At 45.4% G+C, this 18,549-nt stretch carries 16 protein-coding genes; 1 reads left to right on the top strand and 15 read right to left on the bottom strand.

What is annotated here, in order from left to right; translation table 11 throughout:
* Nucleotides 1-37 precede the first annotated feature (37 nt).
* The 15 genes from ABHV44_RS01475 to porW all read right to left on the bottom strand — a co-directional run bounded on the left by ABHV44_RS01475 (nt 38) and on the right by porW (nt 17,452).
* The gene (locus ABHV44_RS01475) at nt 38-3,541 is read right to left on the bottom strand and encodes an efflux RND transporter permease subunit (protein WP_459072862.1); all 3,504 of its coding nucleotides are present in this window, start codon (nt 3,539-3,541) and stop codon (nt 38-40) included.
* 22 nt (nt 3,542-3,563) lie between these two features.
* A complete protein-coding gene (locus ABHV44_RS01480; RefSeq protein WP_459072863.1) occupies nt 3,564-4,721 on the bottom strand; it encodes an efflux RND transporter periplasmic adaptor subunit in 1,158 nt (385 codons plus the stop codon).
* Between the two features lie 20 nt (nt 4,722-4,741).
* Nucleotides 4,742-6,070: a TolC family protein gene (locus ABHV44_RS01485; RefSeq protein ID WP_459072864.1), complete on the bottom strand. Its 1,329-nt coding sequence runs from the start codon at nt 6,068-6,070 to the stop codon at nt 4,742-4,744.
* Nucleotides 6,071-6,076: 6 nt separating this feature from the next.
* Nucleotides 6,077-6,712 carry a TetR/AcrR family transcriptional regulator gene (locus ABHV44_RS01490; RefSeq protein ID WP_459072865.1) on the bottom strand — a complete coding sequence of 212 codons (636 nt, stop codon included), beginning with the start codon at nt 6,710-6,712 and terminating at the stop codon, nt 6,077-6,079.
* Nucleotides 6,713-6,844: 132 nt separating this feature from the next.
* On the bottom strand, nt 6,845-8,308 hold the full coding sequence (locus ABHV44_RS01495; protein ID WP_459072866.1) for a sensor histidine kinase: 1,464 nt from the start codon (nt 8,306-8,308) through the stop codon (nt 6,845-6,847).
* Nucleotides 8,309-8,486: 178 nt separating this feature from the next.
* Complete coding sequence (atpG, locus tag ABHV44_RS01500) at nt 8,487-9,374, bottom strand: ATP synthase F1 subunit gamma (protein ID WP_459072867.1); 888 nt, start codon at nt 9,372-9,374, stop codon at nt 8,487-8,489.
* A 41-nt stretch (nt 9,375-9,415) separates the two neighbouring features.
* Entirely contained in the window at nt 9,416-10,990 is a 1,575-nt protein-coding gene (gene atpA / locus ABHV44_RS01505; protein ID WP_459072868.1) for a F0F1 ATP synthase subunit alpha, read from the bottom strand.
* Between the two features lie 54 nt (nt 10,991-11,044).
* On the bottom strand, nt 11,045-11,593 hold the full coding sequence (gene atpH, locus ABHV44_RS01510) for an ATP synthase F1 subunit delta (RefSeq protein ID WP_459072869.1): 549 nt from the start codon (nt 11,591-11,593) through the stop codon (nt 11,045-11,047).
* Between the two features lie 10 nt (nt 11,594-11,603).
* Nucleotides 11,604-12,092, bottom strand: coding sequence for a F0F1 ATP synthase subunit B (locus tag ABHV44_RS01515; RefSeq protein WP_459072870.1), 489 nt, complete (start codon nt 12,090-12,092; stop codon nt 11,604-11,606).
* 103 nt (nt 12,093-12,195) lie between these two features.
* A complete protein-coding gene (gene atpE / locus ABHV44_RS01520) occupies nt 12,196-12,426 on the bottom strand; it encodes an ATP synthase F0 subunit C (RefSeq protein WP_459072871.1) in 231 nt (76 codons plus the stop codon).
* 53 nt (nt 12,427-12,479) lie between these two features.
* The gene (atpB, locus tag ABHV44_RS01525; protein WP_459072872.1) at nt 12,480-13,586 is read right to left on the bottom strand and encodes a F0F1 ATP synthase subunit A; all 1,107 of its coding nucleotides are present in this window, start codon (nt 13,584-13,586) and stop codon (nt 12,480-12,482) included.
* A gap of 160 nt (nt 13,587-13,746) precedes the next feature.
* The gene (locus ABHV44_RS01530; protein WP_459072873.1) at nt 13,747-14,121 is read right to left on the bottom strand and encodes a hypothetical protein; all 375 of its coding nucleotides are present in this window, start codon (nt 14,119-14,121) and stop codon (nt 13,747-13,749) included.
* Nucleotides 14,122-14,127: 6 nt separating this feature from the next.
* Nucleotides 14,128-14,301: an AtpZ/AtpI family protein gene (locus ABHV44_RS01535; protein WP_459072874.1), complete on the bottom strand. Its 174-nt coding sequence runs from the start codon at nt 14,299-14,301 to the stop codon at nt 14,128-14,130.
* A gap of 7 nt (nt 14,302-14,308) precedes the next feature.
* A complete protein-coding gene (locus ABHV44_RS01540) occupies nt 14,309-14,731 on the bottom strand; it encodes a bactofilin family protein (protein WP_459072875.1) in 423 nt (140 codons plus the stop codon).
* A 48-nt stretch (nt 14,732-14,779) separates the two neighbouring features.
* The gene (porW, locus tag ABHV44_RS01545) at nt 14,780-17,452 is read right to left on the bottom strand and encodes a type IX secretion system periplasmic lipoprotein PorW/SprE (protein ID WP_459072876.1); all 2,673 of its coding nucleotides are present in this window, start codon (nt 17,450-17,452) and stop codon (nt 14,780-14,782) included.
* Between the two features lie 156 nt (nt 17,453-17,608).
* Between porW and ABHV44_RS01550 the strand changes: the two genes are divergently transcribed.
* Entirely contained in the window at nt 17,609-18,502 is an 894-nt protein-coding gene (locus ABHV44_RS01550) for a M23 family metallopeptidase (RefSeq protein ID WP_459072877.1), read from the top strand.
* Nucleotides 18,503-18,549: the final 47 nt, after the last annotated feature.

Genomic DNA, 18,549 nt, shown 5'->3' on the forward strand with positions numbered 1-18,549 from the left:
TTGAATGAGTCGGATCACTCTCAAAAACCCGACTGAATTAGTTCATTGTCTTTTTGTAGATAAACCGGAACTTGAACTTGTTTAGCAACAAGTACATAACCGGTACAATGACTAACGTGAGGAAGGTGGCAAATGTCAGACCAAAAATGATGGTCCAGGACATCGGGCCCCAAAACATTACGTTGTCCCCACCAATATAGAATTGAGAATCGTATTCTGTGAAAAGTGTTATGAAGTTGATATTCAAACCGATGGCAAGAGGCACCAGTCCGAGTACGGTAGTGATGGCTGTGAGCAGTACGGGTCTCAATCTCACTTTTCCACCTTCAATCACGGCCTCTACAACCTTTGGAAACGGCAGTTTGTCGTCTTCACCAAGATCGAGCTCGCGCTTCATTCTCTCGCGGATAAGATCGGTGTAGTCGATGAGTACAATGGCGTTGTTTACTACAACTCCCGCCAGCGCGATGATTCCGACCATGGTCATAATCACAACGAACTCCATTCTGAAAATGATCAGCCCGAGGAGCACACCTATCAAACTGAAGATCACCGAAAAAATGATGATCACCGGAGTTGATGTACTGTTGAATTGCGCCACAATAATGAGGAATATCAGAAACACGGCTATGATCAAAGCCACACTCAAAAACTCCATTTCTTTGGCTTGCTCCTCCTGCTCACCCGTGAAACTGTAAGAAATTGAATCTGGCTTGTCGAAGTTCTCAAGAGATTCTTCGATGTTTTGGTTTACCTCAGTTGGGTTAAATCCATCCAAAACATTTGATGAAATGGTAATTACTCTGTCGAGATCTTTTCTTTTTACCGAGTTGAAGGTCGTACTCCTATTTGCGCTTGCAACAGAAGAAATCGGCACTTGCTTTATTTGTCCATCAGCCGGGTCACGGAAGGTTATCCGCTGATCCAGGAGCATGTTAGGATCATAGCGATATGCATCCTGGTAGCGCATGTTGATTGGATAATCGTCCTCTCCGTCCTTGAATCTCGACACTTCTTTCCCAAAGAGACCAGTTCTGATGGCATCCCCAATCTGAGCTGTCGACAGTCCGTATCTACGAGCTTTTGTCCGATCGATATCAATCGGCATTTCCGGCTTGTTCTTGTTCACATCGAGTTTGAGTTCTTCAATACCACCGATTCCCTTCGACTGGATGTACTGTTTCATTCGCTCTGCGTAAAACAGCAAGGTGTCGTAATTCTCTGACGAAAGCTCAATGTTAATTGGCGCTCCAGTGGGCGGACCAGCCTGGTTCTTATCCACACTGATGTCCACTCCAGGGTATCCACTCAGTCTCTCACGAACAGCCGTTTGAGCATCGCTGGTAGTAAGATCACCACGGTACTGCGAGCGCACAAACTGAGCTGTGACCTTCGCCTTGTTTGGTGTTTGCCCTGTTGACGGCCCCTGCATCGGGTCGCTGGTTCCCTCACCCACCTGGCCGATTACAGAAGTCACCAGATAAGGTTCTACTTCTCCTGTTCTCGGATTTTCAGCTGTGAATTCTTCACTTGTGAGCTCGTCAATCACCAGCTCCTCGATTTCCATCGCCACTTCATTGGTCCGCTCAATGTCGGTTCCTTCGGGCATTTCGATGAAGACGTTGATGTACTGTGGTTCGTTCTCAGGGAAGAAGAGCACCTTTGGTGTAAATGCTCGAAAAAGCACCCCCGCCAAAATCAGCATCAAGAAAGTACTTCCGAAGAAGATGTAAGGCTTCGTGCCTGAAACCGCAAAAGTCAAAAACTTCTCGTAGTAGTGCTCCAGCCATGGAATGATTCTCTTTTGGAAAAATTCGCCACCAGGAGAAAAAACGTAGATCTGGAGAAGGTAAACGATACCTCCAAACATAAACAGGTTTCCGAGCCAATAAACTCCGGTAAGAGCAATGATTCCACCTAAAACGATCATGATTGCCGCGGTGACATTTACCTTTTTGCGGTTGATTCGTTCTTCGTCTACCCGCATAAAAACAGCAGTGAGAACCGGGTTGATCACCAAACCGACAAAGAGCGATGACCCCAAAACAATAATAAGCGTAATCGGCAAATACTTCATAAACTCACCGAAAATTCCTGGCCAGATAGCGAGCGGTGTGAAGGCTGCTAACGTGGTGGCGGTAGAAGCAATAATCGGCCACGCCACTTCAGCCACACCTTTTTTGGCAGCCAACTTTCGAGGCAGGCCTTCATCCATCAGTCGATAAATATTCTCGACCACCACAATTCCGTTGTCCACGAGCATTCCCAGAGCTAGTACCAAAGAGAAAAGCACCATGGTGTTGAGCGTTACGCCCATCGCATTCAAAATCATAAACGACATGAACATCGACATAGGAATGGCGATACCAACAAAAAGTGCATTTCGCAATCCGAGGAAAAACATCAGAACACCAACAACCAGCAGCATCCCGAAGATGATGGAGTTCTCAAGCTCGCTCACCTGAGTTCTCGTGTCGTCACTCAGGTCATTGGTTATCGAAATGCTCAGGTTTTTAGGAAGGTCGTTCTTTTTGGCTTCCTCGAGGATCTCGTTAATCTTATCAGAAGCGTACAGAAGATTTTCACCGGCTTTCTTTTTCACATCAAGACTCACCACAGGCTGCAAATACTCACGAGCATAGCTCTCTTTCTCTTCCTCCTGAAAGGTGACCTCACCGATGTCTTTGAGGTAAACCAGCTCCTGGTTTTCGCTCTTCACAACGGTATTTTCAATTTGCTCGGCATTTTTGAACTCACCGATCACCCGAACAGATCTTCGAGTTCCATCGGTAAGCAAGTTACCACCAGAGATAGTCGTGTTTTCATTTCGAATGGCACCGGCCACATCGTTGAAGCTCACATTCATCGCTTCCATCCTAAGTGGATTCAGAGCGATGCGCATTTCTTTGTCCATCACCCCGCGAATGTCAACCTCCGAAACTTGCTCAACTTCTTCAATGTCATCCTGAAGAAGCTCTGCGTATTCTTTAAGTTCGTCCAGCGGATAGTCTCCAGAGAGGTTGATGATCATAACTGGAACCATCTCTGAGAAATTCAGCTCGAAAACGTTTGGATCGGCCGGAAGATCTGTGGGAAAATCGGCATCGGACTTTGCAATGTCCACCTTGTCTTTCACCTTTCTCAACGCTTCTGACGGATCTACATCAAAAGTGAATTTCACCTGGATGGATGAGTATCCTTCTGCCGAGGTAGAGTTGATTTCATCGACCTCCGAAATGAGATTGATCTCCTTTTCGAGAGGCCTAGTGATCAACTTCTCAATATCTTCTGCAGAGTTTCCAGGGTAAGGCGTTCCGACATAAATCTCGGGTACGTTCACTTCCGGGAAGCTCTCTTTGGGCATGCTCTGATAGGAGAACATCCCTCCAAAGAGAATGATAAAGGCAATTACAAAAACAGTGGTTTTGTTGTTGATAGCTGCACTGGAAAGCTTGAAGTGCTTGAAGTGACTGCTGTTCTCTTTGCCTTTTTTATCGTTGGAGTCCGGGATAATGTCTCCCGACTTGTTATTTTCTTCCATTGCTCAATTGCTGCTTTAAATTCTATTTCTGAACAAGTGCTTTACTGTCTTTGAGGATATTGACCATCTGTCCGTCAACGACCTTTCTCGAACCTTTGTCGAGAACCTCATCACCGGCCTTAAGCCCAGATAGAATTACCATTTGCCCTTCGTAGTATCTTCCCGCTTCCACAAACTGCTTTTCTACCAGGTAGCCGTCCTCCTCTTTTTTGGCCGTGTAGACAAATTTTCTTCCACGGGTGTCTTGCTGAATAATTGACGAAGGAATGGTGATGGCTGAGTCCAGAGTATAATCGTTGATTTTCACCTCAGCGAGCATGTTTGGTTTCAGCTTTTTCTCCTTGTTGGGCACTTGCACGGTGATCTCAAAAGATCGATTTGCCGGGTCGATGTAGTTTCCGATGCGAGTGATTACTGTCTTTACCGTGTCGATTTCCGGAAATGTCACTCTCACAGAATCGCCTACCTCAATGCGGCCCATGTAACGCTCAGAAATGTCTGCCGTGAGGTAAACATCTTCTAGGTTAACCACTCTTGCAACAGGCATTGCCGGATTGGCCATCTCCCCAATTTTAGGGACGATCTTATCGAGAACTCCTGAAAATGGAGCTCTGACCAAGGCCTTGTTTCTCTGCTCACGCAACGTAGCTAATGTATTTTCGAGCTGCTCCTTGCGGTTTTTGGCTTCCAAATACTGCATCTCTGAACCGATGTTTTGGTCCCAAAGTCTTTTTTGTCTTTGGAAAACATCCTTTGCCAGATCCAGATTGGTTTGCACTTCGGCAATATTTTTCTCGATTAGCTCGGTGTCGAGCTCCATGATGACATCACCTTTTCTCAACTTATCACCTTCCTGCTTTCTGATATCGATCACACGACCTTGAGTTTCCGGATAAACCTGAGCGTTTTTGGTAGCCTCCAGACTCGCCTGAACGGTAAAAAAGTGGTGAAACATCGAGGGGCTCACGGACATAGAAGTCACTTCTGTGAGCTCCTCTGTCGTGTCTTTCTTGGCCAACAATTTTTCGATTTTCTCGATCTCTTCTGTAAGTTCAGTTTTCTCTTCCTTGAGAGAGTCTCTTTTTGCAGTGAGCTCCTCAATTCGCAGATCCTCGGGGCTCTGGTCGCAGGCAATCAACACTGCAGCCAAAACGATGTATGTTATTGCTTTAAATTTCATTAGTCCTTCAATTCTTTTGATTACTGATTGAGTATTTTATTGTAGCTCGCCTTGGCGTTGAGCAGGTTTACTACAGCGTTGATGTATGCTCCTTGTTTGTCTAGAAGTTGATTTTCAGCCTGAGTGAGCTCAAAGCTGTCGGAAATCCCCTCCTGATATTTCGTTTGTGTTTTGTCGAATATTTTCCTTGCCAGCTTCATGTTTTCCTCTGCAGTCTGAAAATTTTCCAGTGCATAGAGATAATCTGACTTTGCTCTGCGGTATTCGAGCTTGAGGCTTTCTTCAGCTTGCTCAAGTTGCAGCTCGGCTACTTTCACATCGAGCTTGGCTTTTTGTACGATGTTGTATCTCCTAAAACTGGTGAAAATTGGAACGTTCAATCGCACGCCTACCACTTGTGTTGGAAACCAGGGTTCTGAAGACTCCAAAAAGTTAAACTCCTGGCTCTGACCCTGTTGTGTATACTGGTAAAAAGCAGAAAGCCTCGGAAGAGCAAGTGCTTTTTCCCTTTTGGCGTTTAGCATTTGCAGTTCCATATTGGTGCGTGCAATGCGATACTGATCATTCTTTTGAGCTGCAAACTCTGAATTTGTCAAGCTCGCGAGATCACCTTGTGTCAACTTATCAATGTCGTCTTCGAGCACAATTTCCGTATCGAGCGACATTCCCATTTGAAACTTGAGAAGGTCGATTGCGATACCTGCTTGCTGCTCTGCGTAGCGAATTTGATTTTCGATGTCTGCTACAGAAAGCTCAAGTTGATCTACATCCTGCTCTTCCACGAATCCATTTTCGTACATCGCCCGGGTGTCGCTCAGCGATTTTTGAAGTAGGTTTAAACTCTCGTTCAGAATTTCTGCATTCTCCTGAGCGGAAAGAGCGTTGTAGTAAGCCTGGGCCACCTGAAATCTGGTTTCTGTTTTGGAGCGCGAAAGCTGAATTTGCGATAGCTCCTTGTAGGTTTTGGAAGCCTGCAATCCCACGAAAAACGAACCGTCAAAGAGAAGCTGGTCTACAGTGAGGCTCGCGTTGAGGTTGTGTTCTACTCCGAACTGAACGGCTTGAAATGTTCCCGGTGGGCCTCCAAAAGCTTCCGCGGGAATCAGCTGAGTTGGAATCTGCACGTTGTTTTGGTAGTTCACAGCCCCGTTGATTTGCGGTAAACCAATGGCCGTAGTAGCTTTCACATCCCTTTTGGCCTTATCGATTTCCAGCTCTGCCGAGCGTGTGCTGTAGCTATTTTCCAGCGCAAACTGCTGTGCCTCCTCCAGTGTAAGCTCTTCTGTTTGCTGCGCCAGCAAAACTGTTGGGGCCAACAAAAGAAGTATGAATATTTTCAGTTTTGTCATCTCAGTTTATCCTTTTAATCCTTCTTGACTGTTTTGTTCTTTCTTGACTTTCTCCACGAGATACTTCACGCCCTTATCACTGGCGATTCCGCGAATGTGGTATCGAAAAGACTCCATGTAAACTTCGCTGAAGTTGGTCTCGTGGGGTGGAAATGTTTCACCGTCAAAAAACATGTCCATTCTGGCGATGTAAATTTTGGCGATGATATCAGTTTTAAGATCTTCCCGATAAAGACCCTCTATCTTACCTTTTTCCAGGTTTTGATGCATCACATCATAAACCATGTCTTGCTGCTGCGATTTCCTTTTGCGAAATACTTCAGGGTGATACTTCACCAGGTCGTAATGGATAGATGGGTGGACTTGTGAGAGCATTTGCACAATGTACCTGCTCAACTCAAAAAGTTCGTCTATAGCATTTAATCCTTTATCCGTTAGGTCCTTCACTTCACAGCACTCCTCTTGTATCACTTGTGCAAAGGCTCGATCTACCAGATCATTTTTATCGTTTACAAACTGGTAAATCGTTTTCTTGGACACTCCAAGCTCACGAGCTATGTCGTCCATGTTCAGCGACTTAATGCCGAATCTCATGAACAGGTCGCGAGCACCAACAATGATTCTTTCCTCTTTCTTATCCATAGTGGCGGCAAAAGTAAGTCACTGATTCCACATTGGAAACGATTTTTATGTTAAATGTTTCCAACGTGTCGAACGTTTACAGGAGTGGACGATAAAAATGGCGAGCGGAAGCTGCGGCTGACGGGTTTTAGATTAGGCCGCTGGAAAGGAGATAAAGAACACAGTGCCAGACCCTGGGACAGACTCAAACCAAACCTCACCACGAGAATTTTCGATGATGTTTTTAACCATGGCAAGTCCCAAACCGGTCCCGGTTCTTTTCGTTGTGAAATTGGGTTCAAAAATCTTATTCTGTTTATCCTCCGGGATGCCCTCTCCATTGTCTCGAACCTCAACTAGCAGCTGTTCGTGGTCGCGTTTCAGGAGTACATCAACTTTGCCTGGCCGGCTATCCGGAATGGCCTGAATAGCATTGGTAATCAAATTGTTGAACACACGTGTAAGGTGATCTTTATCGGCTCGAATCCAGGCTTTTCCCTCAGACTTGTCCTCAAAGTTAAATTCGACTTTCTCACTTTCCTGAAAGAGTTCGAGCGAAGACTTAATGGTGTCTGAAAGATCGATTCTCTCAATTTTGGCCTTGGGCATCTTTGCGAAGTGGCTGAACTCGTTGGCAATATTCGTTAGCGTGTCGATTTGCTCAACCAGCGATTTAGAGAAATTTCTCAGCCGTTCATCAAAATCTGGCTTCTGATCCTGCCAGGCGCGTTCGAGATGCTGAACGCGCAGCTTCATAGGAGTTAGCGGATTCTTTATTTCGTGGGCTACCTGTTTTGCCATTTCGCGCCAGGCGCTTTCTCGTTCGCTACGAGCCAGCAGGTTTGCACTTCGCTCCACCTCTTTAAGCATTCGATTGTATTCGTCTACCAGCGTCCCTATCTCGTCATCTGCATGCCATTTGATCGGCTTATTTTTCTTTCCAAACTCTACGGTCTTTAGGCGTTGCCCAATGGTTTTCAAACTTATGGTGATATAGTTAGAAAGAAAATAAGCGAGAGCTCCAGCACCGATAAAAAGCAGGATGTAAATTTCTGTGAGCTGGATTAGAAAAATGTTGAGTTCTTCTGGGTTAATTCTTTCCGTGTCGAAGTACGGAATGTTGATTATCGCGATTGGCTTGTCGCTGGAATCCATGAAATACCAGTAGGCCAAAAAATATTCGTCCTTTTCGTAGTGCTTGTCGATCACAGCCCTGGTGTTTCCCGTAGCCAGTTGTTTTAAAATCGTGTACTCAATGTTTTCAGGCAACTGCTTTTCTTCCTGAAACGCGGGATTGGAGCTAATGATCAACTCCCCATCGAGGTTGTACATGTTGATCGGAAGGTTGTGGATATCCGATAGCTCGCAGATTTTACTTGAAAAAACAGCGGTGACGGAATCCTGACTGATGTGTCCTCCTCTTTGTCTCAGGAAATAATCCATGCTCGACTGAACGGCATTTTCCTTCCGTTGCAATCGCTGCTCGTGGTACTCTTCATTTTGCTGCTTGTAGTGGTAGTAAGCCGTGAGCCCGGTGAGCAAAAATGCCAACAGGATAAGCGCAAGCATGGAGAGCCAGATGCGCATTCTTAAGTTAAACTTCAGTCTTCTCTTCATGTGGAGGTCCGGTCAGGACGAATTTACACTTTTGTGAGTTGCCACGTGTAGCAAAAACTGCACCACCTCTACAATGTCCGTCAGCATTGGATCTCAGGGATTTTGAAAAACCATCTCCAAACAAAAATCCCGCACTCGATTTCTCAAATGCGGGATTCATTTTGAAGTTTATTCTTTCCTAACCATTCAAAGCTTCTGCTCCACTCACGATTTCCAAAATCTCGTTGGTAATCGAAGTCTGACGCGCTTTGTTGTAGGTCAGTTTCAATTCTTTGAGCAGGTCGCCTGCGTTGTCGGTTGCCTTGTGCATCGCTGTCATTCTGGCTCCGTGCTCAGATGCCCATGAGTCGAGGATAGCTTTATAGAACTGAATCTTGAGTGACTTAGGAATCAGTTCTCTAACGATATCTTCCTTATTCGGCTCAAAAATATAGTCGCTGTTAGCTGACTTATTGTTAGGGTCTGAGTCGTCTTTCGCTGGCTTTATTGGCAAGAACTGTTCTTTTTGAACTTGCTGTACAGCTGCATTTATAAAGTGGTTGTAAACAAGAACTACGCGATCCCATTTTTCATCAACGAACTGCTCCATAATCGGCTCAGCAATCGACTTCACATTATCAAAAGACAAGTCGTCAAAGATTTCGTTAGGCTCGAGCTTTTGCCCCTCGGCTGTGTAGTTTGGAGTTCGCTTCAATGCATCATAGGCCTTCTTACCCACTGTCACAACGCTCACATCAGCATCCATGTAATCATCGTTGATCATGGTCTTCACGGTCTTGATGATGTTGTTGTTGAATGCACCGCTAAGTCCTCTGTTGGACGTGATGGCCACGAGCAATACCTTCTTTACTTCTCGCTGTTTGGAGTATACTCCTTCGGTATCATCGAGACTGGCACTTACATTTTCAAGGAGCTCCCGTAGCTTTTCAGCGTAAGGATGCATTCTTTCGATTGCCTCCTGAGCTCTTCGCAGCTTCGCGGCAGAAACCATTTTCATGGCGCTGGTGATCTGTCTGGTAGAGTTTACCGATGTGATCCTGCTGCGTATTTCCTTTAGTCCTGCCATGTTCTATTTTTCTTTTCTTCTCTTTCCTTTAACTGTCCAAATTAGTATTTGGCGGTGAGGTCTTTGGCAACCTTCTCGAGTACTTGAGTAGCTTCTTCAGCCAACTTACCTGATGCAAGTGTGTTGAGCGCGTCCTTGTGGTTTGCTTCGAGGTGCTCTAGGAATTCTGCTTCGAATTCTTTCACCTTGTTCACCGGAACGTTTCTGAGCAAGTTGTTTACACCGAGGTAGATGATCGCAATTTGCTGATCAACTCTCAATGGTGAATTTTCTGGCTGCTTCAAAATCTCCACGTTGCGCGCACCTTTTTCAAGTACAGACTTGGTCGCCTCATCGAGGTCAGAACCGAACTTGGCAAAGGCCTCGAGCTCGCGGTACTGAGCCTGGTCGAGTTTGAGTGTACCGGCAACTTTCTTCATCGACTTAATTTGTGCCGAACCACCAACACGAGATACCGAGATACCTACGTTGATCGCTGGACGAACACCAGAGAGGAAGAGGTTCGACTCGAGGAAGATCTGACCATCGGTAATCGAAATTACGTTGGTTGGAATATAAGCCGAAACGTCACCCGCTTGTGTTTCGATAATTGGAAGAGCTGTGAGTGATCCTCCACCTTTTACTTTTCCTTTGAGCGAGTCTGGAAGGTCGTTCATTTGCTCTGCAATGGCATCCGTTTGATTAATTTTTGCCGCACGCTCGAGCAAACGCGAGTGCAGATAGAAAACGTCACCAGGGTAAGCCTCACGACCTGGAGGTCTTCTCAAGAGAAGTGACACCTCACGGTAGGCAACAGCCTGCTTTGACAAGTCATCGAAAACAATCAATGCCGGACGACCTGTATCGCGGAAATATTCTCCAATTGCAGCTCCGGCAAATGGTGCGTAGAACTGAAGTGGTGCCGGGTCAGAAGCGTTGGCAGCTACCACTGTAGTGTAGTCCATTGCTCCGTTATCTTCGAGTGTCTTTACTACCTGTGCCACTGTAGAACCTTTTTGTCCAATAGCCACATAGATACAGTAAACTGGCTCACCTTTTTCGTAAAACTCGCGCTGGTTGATGATCGTGTCAATCGCCACAGTAGACTTACCAGTTTGGCGGTCACCAATGATCAACTCACGCTGGCCACGTCCGATTGGAATCATCGCATCTACAGACTTAACACCTGTTTGAAGCGGCTCGTCAACTGGCTGGCGATAAATAACACCCGGAGCTTTACGCTCAATAGGCATTTCAAAAGTTTCTCCTTCGATAGGTCCTTTACCATCAATTGGCTCACCGAGTGTGTTAACAACACGCCCGAGCATGCCTTCACCTACATTGATTGAGGCAATTTGTCCGGTGCGCTTTACGGTGTCGCCCTCTTTGAGGTTGTTGTATTCACCGAGCAATACGGCTCCAACATTGTCTTCCTCGAGGTTCAGAACAATTCCTCGAACACCTGTTTCAAATTCGATTAGCTCTCCGGACTGTACGTGTGACAATCCGTAGATACGTGCGATACCGTCACCAATTTGCAAAACGGTTCCAACTTCCTGGAGGTCTGCTTCAGATTTGAAGTTTGACAATTGCTCGCGCAAGATTGACGATACTTCTGCCGGTTTTACTTCAGCCATTTTATTCTGTTTTTTTATCGGTTAGGGATTAGTTCCCTGAAAAATCTTAACTAATTAATTGACGCTAGCTCCTACGAACTCTCGTCTCAATTTTCTCAATTTACTCGCCACTGATGCATCGATGCGCTGATCTCCTACTTTGAGAATGAATCCTCCAACGATTGAAGCATCCACTTTTTCGTGCAGCTCCACAGTGCCTGTGTGGCTTTCTGTAATAATTTTTCTCAACTTATCTCTACTACTGTCATCCAATGGAATTGCAGTAGTCACGTAAGCTTCAATAATGTTTTTGTGCTCTTTTACCATCGCAATGAATTTCTCGACTATTTCAGCCGTTCCTTTCTCTCTACCCTGACGGCAGATGAGACGAATGAAATTCATTGATTGTTCATCAATATGCTCGGTAAAAATAGCCTCAAGTGCTTTCACCTTTTGCGAAGGCTGCAAAACTGGGCTCAGCAACATTCGCTCGAGGTCGCGGCTTTCACCGATGGCTCTCAGTATAGTCTGCATGTCCTCATAAGTCTTGTCGAGAATGTTTTTCTCAAGAGACAAATCGAGCAGCGACTTTGCATACCTTTTAGCAACCTTCGAATTCTTCATGGTGTCGAGATCAGTTTAATTTCGCTTCTTCGAGGTAGTTGTTTACCAATTCCTTCTGGCGCGTTTCGTCTGATAGATGCTCGCGAATTACCTTCTCGGCAATTTCGATAGAGAGAGACGCTACTTGCGATTTTAGCTCCTGAAGAGCTGCACGCTTTTGGTTTTCGATTTCGTCTTTGGCGTTTGCCATCAATCGATCTCCTTCTTCACCCGCCTTTTTCTTGGCTTCAGAAATAATGTTTTCTTTCACTTCGCGTGCTTCTTTCAGGATATTGTCGCGCTCTTCACGCGCTTCCTGAAGTAGCTTTTCGTTGTCCGAACGCAAGTTGGACATTTCCTGACGAGCCTTTTCTGCTTCCTGTAGGGCGTTCTCAATAGAGTCTTCGCGATCACGGAGCATTTTAAGGATTGGCTTCCACGCTGTTTTGGCGAGGATCAAAAGCACCACCAAAAAGGCGATGGTTGACCAAATTACTGTTCCTATACTGATTGATAACATGCTATTATTATCTATTAAAAAGTTTCAATTCACAATTTTGGTAAAAGCTGCAGCCCGCGCCAATCGCGCGGGACTTAGCAGCTTTCTACTTTCTTTCGTTGGCTTATAGTACCACGAGCAGACAAACAATCACAGCAAAAAGTGCAACACCTTCAATAAGTGCCGCGGCCACGATCATGTTTGCACGAAGGTCACCAGTTGATTCCGGCTGACGAGCAATTGCTGAAAGCGCACCTTCACCGATACGGCCAATTCCGAGTCCGGCTCCGATCGCTGCAATTCCAGCTCCGATTCCTGCCCATCCGGCTTCAGCAGCCAACATGATAAGATTCATAAGATCCATTTGTGTGTGTATTTAACTATTTATAAATAAATCCAAATTTGTTTTTAGTGATGCGCCTCCTGGGTAGCATCAGCAAAATAGATAGCGGCCAACAGCGTAAAAACATACGCCTGAAGAAACGCTACCAACAGCTCGATGAAGAACATGAAAACCATGAACAACACAGAACCTACCCCTACAGAATATCCTGCAACTGCACTCTGCTCACCAAAGATGAGCACCAAACTCACAAAAGCCAAAATGATGATGTGACCAGCCGTGATGTTGGCTGTCAAACGAACCATCAATACGAATGGCTTAATGAAAATTCCGAGGAATTCGATAGGAACGAGAATTAACTTGATCGGAAACGGAACGCCTTCTGGCCAAAGGATGTGTGTCCAATAGTGGCGGTTTCCTTTCACTGTAGTGATGATGAATACAATGGCCGCCATCACAGCAGTTACACCCATTGTTCCGGTGATGTTAAATCCACCGAGGAAAGGAATCAGTCCGAGAATGTTTGCAATCCAAATGAAAAAGAAAATCGAAAGCAGGAAAGGCAAAAACGTATAGGCTTTTTCCTTGCTGCTAAAGTTTGGAAGTGCCACCTCATCGCGAATGAAAACGATTAGCGGCTCCATCAGTGACTGCACTCCTTTCGGAGCTTGTCCTTTGTTCTTTTTAAACCCGCGGGCTACTGAAGTAAAGATGATCACCATCAAAACCATCACCAGCAACATACCTGCTACTGTTTTGGTGATCGAAAAATCGAAAGGTTTTGCATTGTCCAGATGTCCATCGTGAAAACCTGCAATGTCGTTTGTGTCTCCCTTGTAGTAGATGGTTTCGTGGTGCATGATGTAGTCATCGTACTCCATGTACTCAATCGTGGTGGTGTCATTCACCTGAGCGTGTTTCACATTGTGGTAGAAATGTGAAGAAGAAAATACATCTACTCCATCTTCGGTGAAGAGAATCACCGGGAGGTAAATAGCGATGTCGCCAATTACGTGAATTTCGTGTGCATCCGAAATGTGATGCATGATCATTTCACCAGGATTGAATTCTTCGTCATCTCCCCCAGCGGAAGCAAAACCGGTTGTTGAAAAAAGCGCAAAGGCCAACGCAAACAACCCGGTAAAAATGCTCTTTCTGTATGCTACATTCATGTGTTTTCGCATCCTTTTAGAATATTACCTCCTCTAAAAATTCGGTGCAAAAGTAGACATTAATAAAAGATTTGAAGGGTTTTTCAACATTTTTTTTGCCCCCTGTTGAAAGGTCTTGCGAGTGTTGCTGCAATTGAAGTTTCTGTATCGAAAGAGCAGCCTATTTTCCGCGAAGAAGACCCTGCATGGTGATAACTTCAAAAAAGGTAAAAACCATGTAAGTGCTGAGCAGTGAAATGGCAACTTCTACCTTGTGAGCTTTCACGAGGTAGAGGTAAATCACCAAAAAGGCAATGGAGGCAAAAAGCTTGACGGTAATGCTCGCCATAAAATGAGCGACAAATCGCTGCGGGCTCTGTTTGTTGGCACTCATCACAAAACCGTGCAGTAGCCAGGTGAGTAGAGTGAAGCCGACAATAATAAAGTAGACTACGATTGGGAGGTTGACTTTTTCAACGTAGGTGTCGAGAAGCCAGGCTGCAGCTAATAGAATGACTGCAGTGATCAAAAGCCTGACGATGTATTTAGCTCCCATATTTAATTAGCGTGATGTGTCTTTGATAACGAAGTAAATGGCCAGGGCAACACCAACCAAGGAGAGCACGAGGGTCCACAGTGGGAATTCCATCGAGCTGCGATCATCGATTTCGCGTCCGCCCAGCACACCGGCTAAAATAACAATAGCCATTTTCATGGCCATGCCGGTGTATTTCATAAAGTCATTAGGCTGACTTTTCTTCGATGTATTCTTCGTCTTTTTTGGATTTTGATTTTGACTCAAGGTCTTTCATGTCTTTCACCTTCGAGGCCATGTTGCATGCTCCTGTAAAGCTCGCTCCCGCCTCGATAGATAGTTTGTCGGTAAAAATGTCTCCGTCAATTTTTGCTGTCGGCTTGAGCGTGAGCAGCTGGTCAACAGAGATCTTCCCGATCATGTTTCCTTCAACTTCGGCATTCTGGCAAACTACTGTTCCTTCCACCAAACCAGTAGGTCCAATAACCAGGCGACCCTTTGTTTGAATTGTCCCCTTGAACTTGCCGTCAATTCGGATATTGCTTTCCGACTTGATGTCGCCTTCTACCTGAGTTCCTTCTACAATCCTGTTGATAGACATGTCCGGTGCCGGATCTGAATTTCGTGCCATGTTGTTTCTGTTTTTAAACATGATTAAAGCGAGTTTAACGCGAATGTACTAAGGCTTTTCCTGACCGTAGCAAGCATTAAAGAAGCTAACGTATTGGTCCATGTTTTTGTTTTTGAAAAGCTCGATGTAGTTGTCCTTTGTAACCACAAATATTTTATGACCTGCGCTGTTCAGGTCTTTTACTTCATTATCGTTGTTGTTGAAAGCAGTTAAGTAATCCATGGCCTCTGTTGACGATGGAAACTGCTTAACCAATACTACGGCATAACCGCCCAGCAGGTTTGAGGTAACTCTAAGTCCGGCACTTTTGTAGCTTGCCTGGTTGAAGTTGGAAATTGCTGCCTTAACCGCAGGCAGATTTTCTGAATCTCTTTCAAAGGCCAAAGCAAACCACTGCTCTTCGTTTTTCTTGCACTCAAACGGACCTTCTTCCATTTCTTCTTCGCTCATGTCGAGCTCAACCTGTGCTGCTTCTTCTTTCTCGTCATTTTTGCCATTGAGTTCATCGAGCATCTCCTGCGCTCGGATGGCTTCTTCGGTTTCAGGGAAAGTTCTTACCACGTCTTCGAGTGCTGCGATGTAGTTGTCGCGAATTCGAGACATCGCATCGAGCTCTCCCTGAGCCAGAGCTTTAAGCAGATAGTACTTTGGCAACAGGTGATTGTCTTCCTGCTCCTGAATAACTTTCTTGGTGGCCTGCACCACATCGATGTACTGTCGGTTTCGATATTGTTGGAAAATCGCCTTGTACTCTTCCAGCTCCTCGGCTTTCTCAAGTTCTTCAATTTCGAGGAAGTCTGGGTTTTTCACCAGCATGGCGTATTCCGATTCGGGGTATTCTTCGAGAACGAGGTCACCCCAGTACTTGGAGTTGCATGTGCTACAAAAAGGGTTTTGGTAACCTTCCTGCTCCTTGTTATAATAAGCGCGATAGAGCTGGTAGTAGGTCATCACGTGGAAATCGCTCTCTTCGAAAGTTTTTGCCAAAACCTCGAACGACTCGATGGCGTTGTCAAAATCATCTAGCTTTTCTTTGTAAATCAATCCGGCCAGGTAGTAGGCTTCGGCCATCGCTTCGCGCAGCGAGTCTTTTTCTGCCTGAGTGGAAGGCACGTTGGCCATGTACTCTTCGAGCGGTTTCACCATGCTGTCGGCATCAGGTGCCACAAAAGGATTTTCCTCTTCACCTGTTTCTGGCTCGTCTTCGGCAAAGGCATCTCTTACTTTGTTTTTTCTACGCCAGTTGTCCTCGAGTGGACGATCTCCCCAGGTTTCCACAAAAGTTTGCATTCCGCGCTGCTTCATGTTTGGATTGTACGCCCAAAAGTTGCTTTCAGCTCCGTCTTCGAGATTGCTAGATGCGAGCATTTCCTGACGCTGACGGTCGAGCTCTTCCTGTTTCTGACGAACGTCTTCTTCTCTGATTTCCTGAAGTCTTTTCTCAAGGTCGCTAGCAGAAAGTGAAGCGAGTTGCAAGAGGCTGTCGTTGCGTTCAATGACGTTGAGGTGCTCTACCAGTTCATCGAGACTTTCTGCCTTGTTGGCGATGTCTTTGTAGCGCTGATGCTCCTCGCCAATCATCATTCTTGTGCTGTCGTAGTATGCCTGAGCCGGCTGGTACTCACGTTGCTCAAAGTAAAGGTCGGCAAGCCTGATGAGTGATTTTACACGCTGTTTTTGGTTACCATCGTTTTTCTGAAGCGATTCTTTGAGGTGATAAATTCCACGTTCAAAGTTTCTTTCTTCAAGAAATATTTCAGCCAGTGCGTAGTGAATTTGATCGCGATACTCGAGGTTTTTGTCATCATCGAGCATCTCGTTGAGCGTGTTCTTTATCTGAGTGGAGTTGTCTCCCCTTCTGCTGAAGGCCATCGCCTGGTGGATGCGAGAGTAAAACTCCATCTCGTACTTCGGCTTGTACTCCAGCACCTGATCGTAAGCCGCAATGGCTTTTCCAGAATCGTTGATTCGCTGATAGAGCTGAGCAAGGATGAAAGTTGGCCTGGCCTTTTCTTTTTTCTTATCGATAAAAGGGATAGCAATTTCTACGTGCTTGGCCGCCTGAGCGTATTCTTCTGTGTAGATGTAGTACTGAGCCCAGGCCAGGTTGTATTCGGCTTTCAGCTCTGTGGGAAAGTTGCGCTCCTGTGATGCTTTTACCAGCGCTTCGCGAGCTTTGTTTTCCTGATCTCTTTGGATGAAAGTCCGCGCAAGCCAAATGTTTGACTTGATCTGCATTTCTGGAGATTCGTACTTCTTTCTTACGAACTTGAAAAACTCCTCTGCCTTGTAATATTCGCGCTTGTAGAAATGACCAATCCCAATAAGCAGGTAGTTGTCGTCAATCCACTTGTTCATTTCGGGGCGCTCCATTTTTTTCTTGTAGCGTCCAGAAACTTTCATTGTGTGCTCATCCACCACTCTGGAAGACTTTTCGATCACACGCTCCATCTGCGGATAAATAGTAGAAGCGGTTTCTTCCGTTCCATAAATGTAGATCGGAAGAATTTCATCGTAGTTATCCTGATGATTCTCTTTGAGTTTTTCCCTTCCTTCTCTCAGACTTTCTTTGGCATAGAAAAATCCGTTGTAGCGTGCTGTCGTGTTGTGGTAAACTCTGTGAACGAAGCTATCTCGTTCAGTAGAGCAACCCGCAAAGAGAGTAGTGAGTAACAACAGCAGTCCTGAAAAGTAGAGAGTATGACGTTTGATTTTGCTCAAGTTCTTTAATCGTTAGCTTTCGGGCTTTTAAAAACTGAAAAGAGACAAAAATATTTCATTTTTCTTGAAAAGAAAGGTGAATCCCGGAAATACCACTAATGACAAATCATTCGGTAAGAATTTCGGATATTTGAAATTCCATTTTTTCGACAAGAAGTGAGCAAGAAAAAGAAGAAGAAAAAAGTGATACATCGCCTGCGGATTCCCTACCGTTTGGTGATTTTGAATGAGGGTAGTTTTGAAGAGCGATTCAGGCTTCGACTCACTCCACTGAACGTGGTGGCGAGCCTTGTTTTTGTGACTGCTCTCTTTATTGGCATTTTTTGGATGCTTGTAAGTTTTACTCCCTTGAAAGAACTTATTCCCGGCTATGCCGACACGGAATGGCGGCAAAACGCCAATTACGCTCGCGCTCAGGTAGACTCTTTGAGAGAAATCAACCAGCAACAAGAGCGTTATCTGGAACACGTGAGACTCATCCTTTCTGGGCAAACCATCGACCAGATTGACAGCCTGAAAAACGACAGTGCCGGACAAAGAACAAGACAGGAAACCGAAGACCTCAACTTCAACGTTTCACCAGCCGACTCAGCGCTGCGAGCGCAAATTTCTGAAGAAGATCAGTTTAGCCTAACCATGGAAAACCCTTTTTCAAATGCTTCATCGTTGAGCAAGTCGCTACTTTTTAAACCACTTGAGGGAACGGTTTCGTCTGGATTTGACGCCAAAATTGGACACTACGGCATCGACATTGTGGCTCCGAAAAACGAAGCCATAAAAGCAGTGATGGACGGCTCTGTCATTTTAAGCACCTGGACATCCGATGCAGGTTACGTCATTCAGATCCAACACGATTTCAACCTTGTGTCGGTATACAAGCACAACTCTGCACTTTTCAAAAAGCAGGGCGATATGGTGAAGGCCGGAGAAACCGTGGCCATTATTGGAGACACTGGCGAACACACCGATGGTCCTCACTTGCACTTTGAACTTTGGAAAGGTGGAGTTGCAGTAGATCCGGAATTGTATTTCCCTTTCAACAAAAACTAAAAAAAGCCCTCCACAGTCGGGAGAGCTTTTCTAATAAAATTCCTTTT

This window comes from Halocola ammonii (assembly GCF_049334165.1).
Classification (GTDB): domain Bacteria; phylum Bacteroidota; class Bacteroidia; order Flavobacteriales_D; family Sanyastnellaceae; genus JBEGHD01.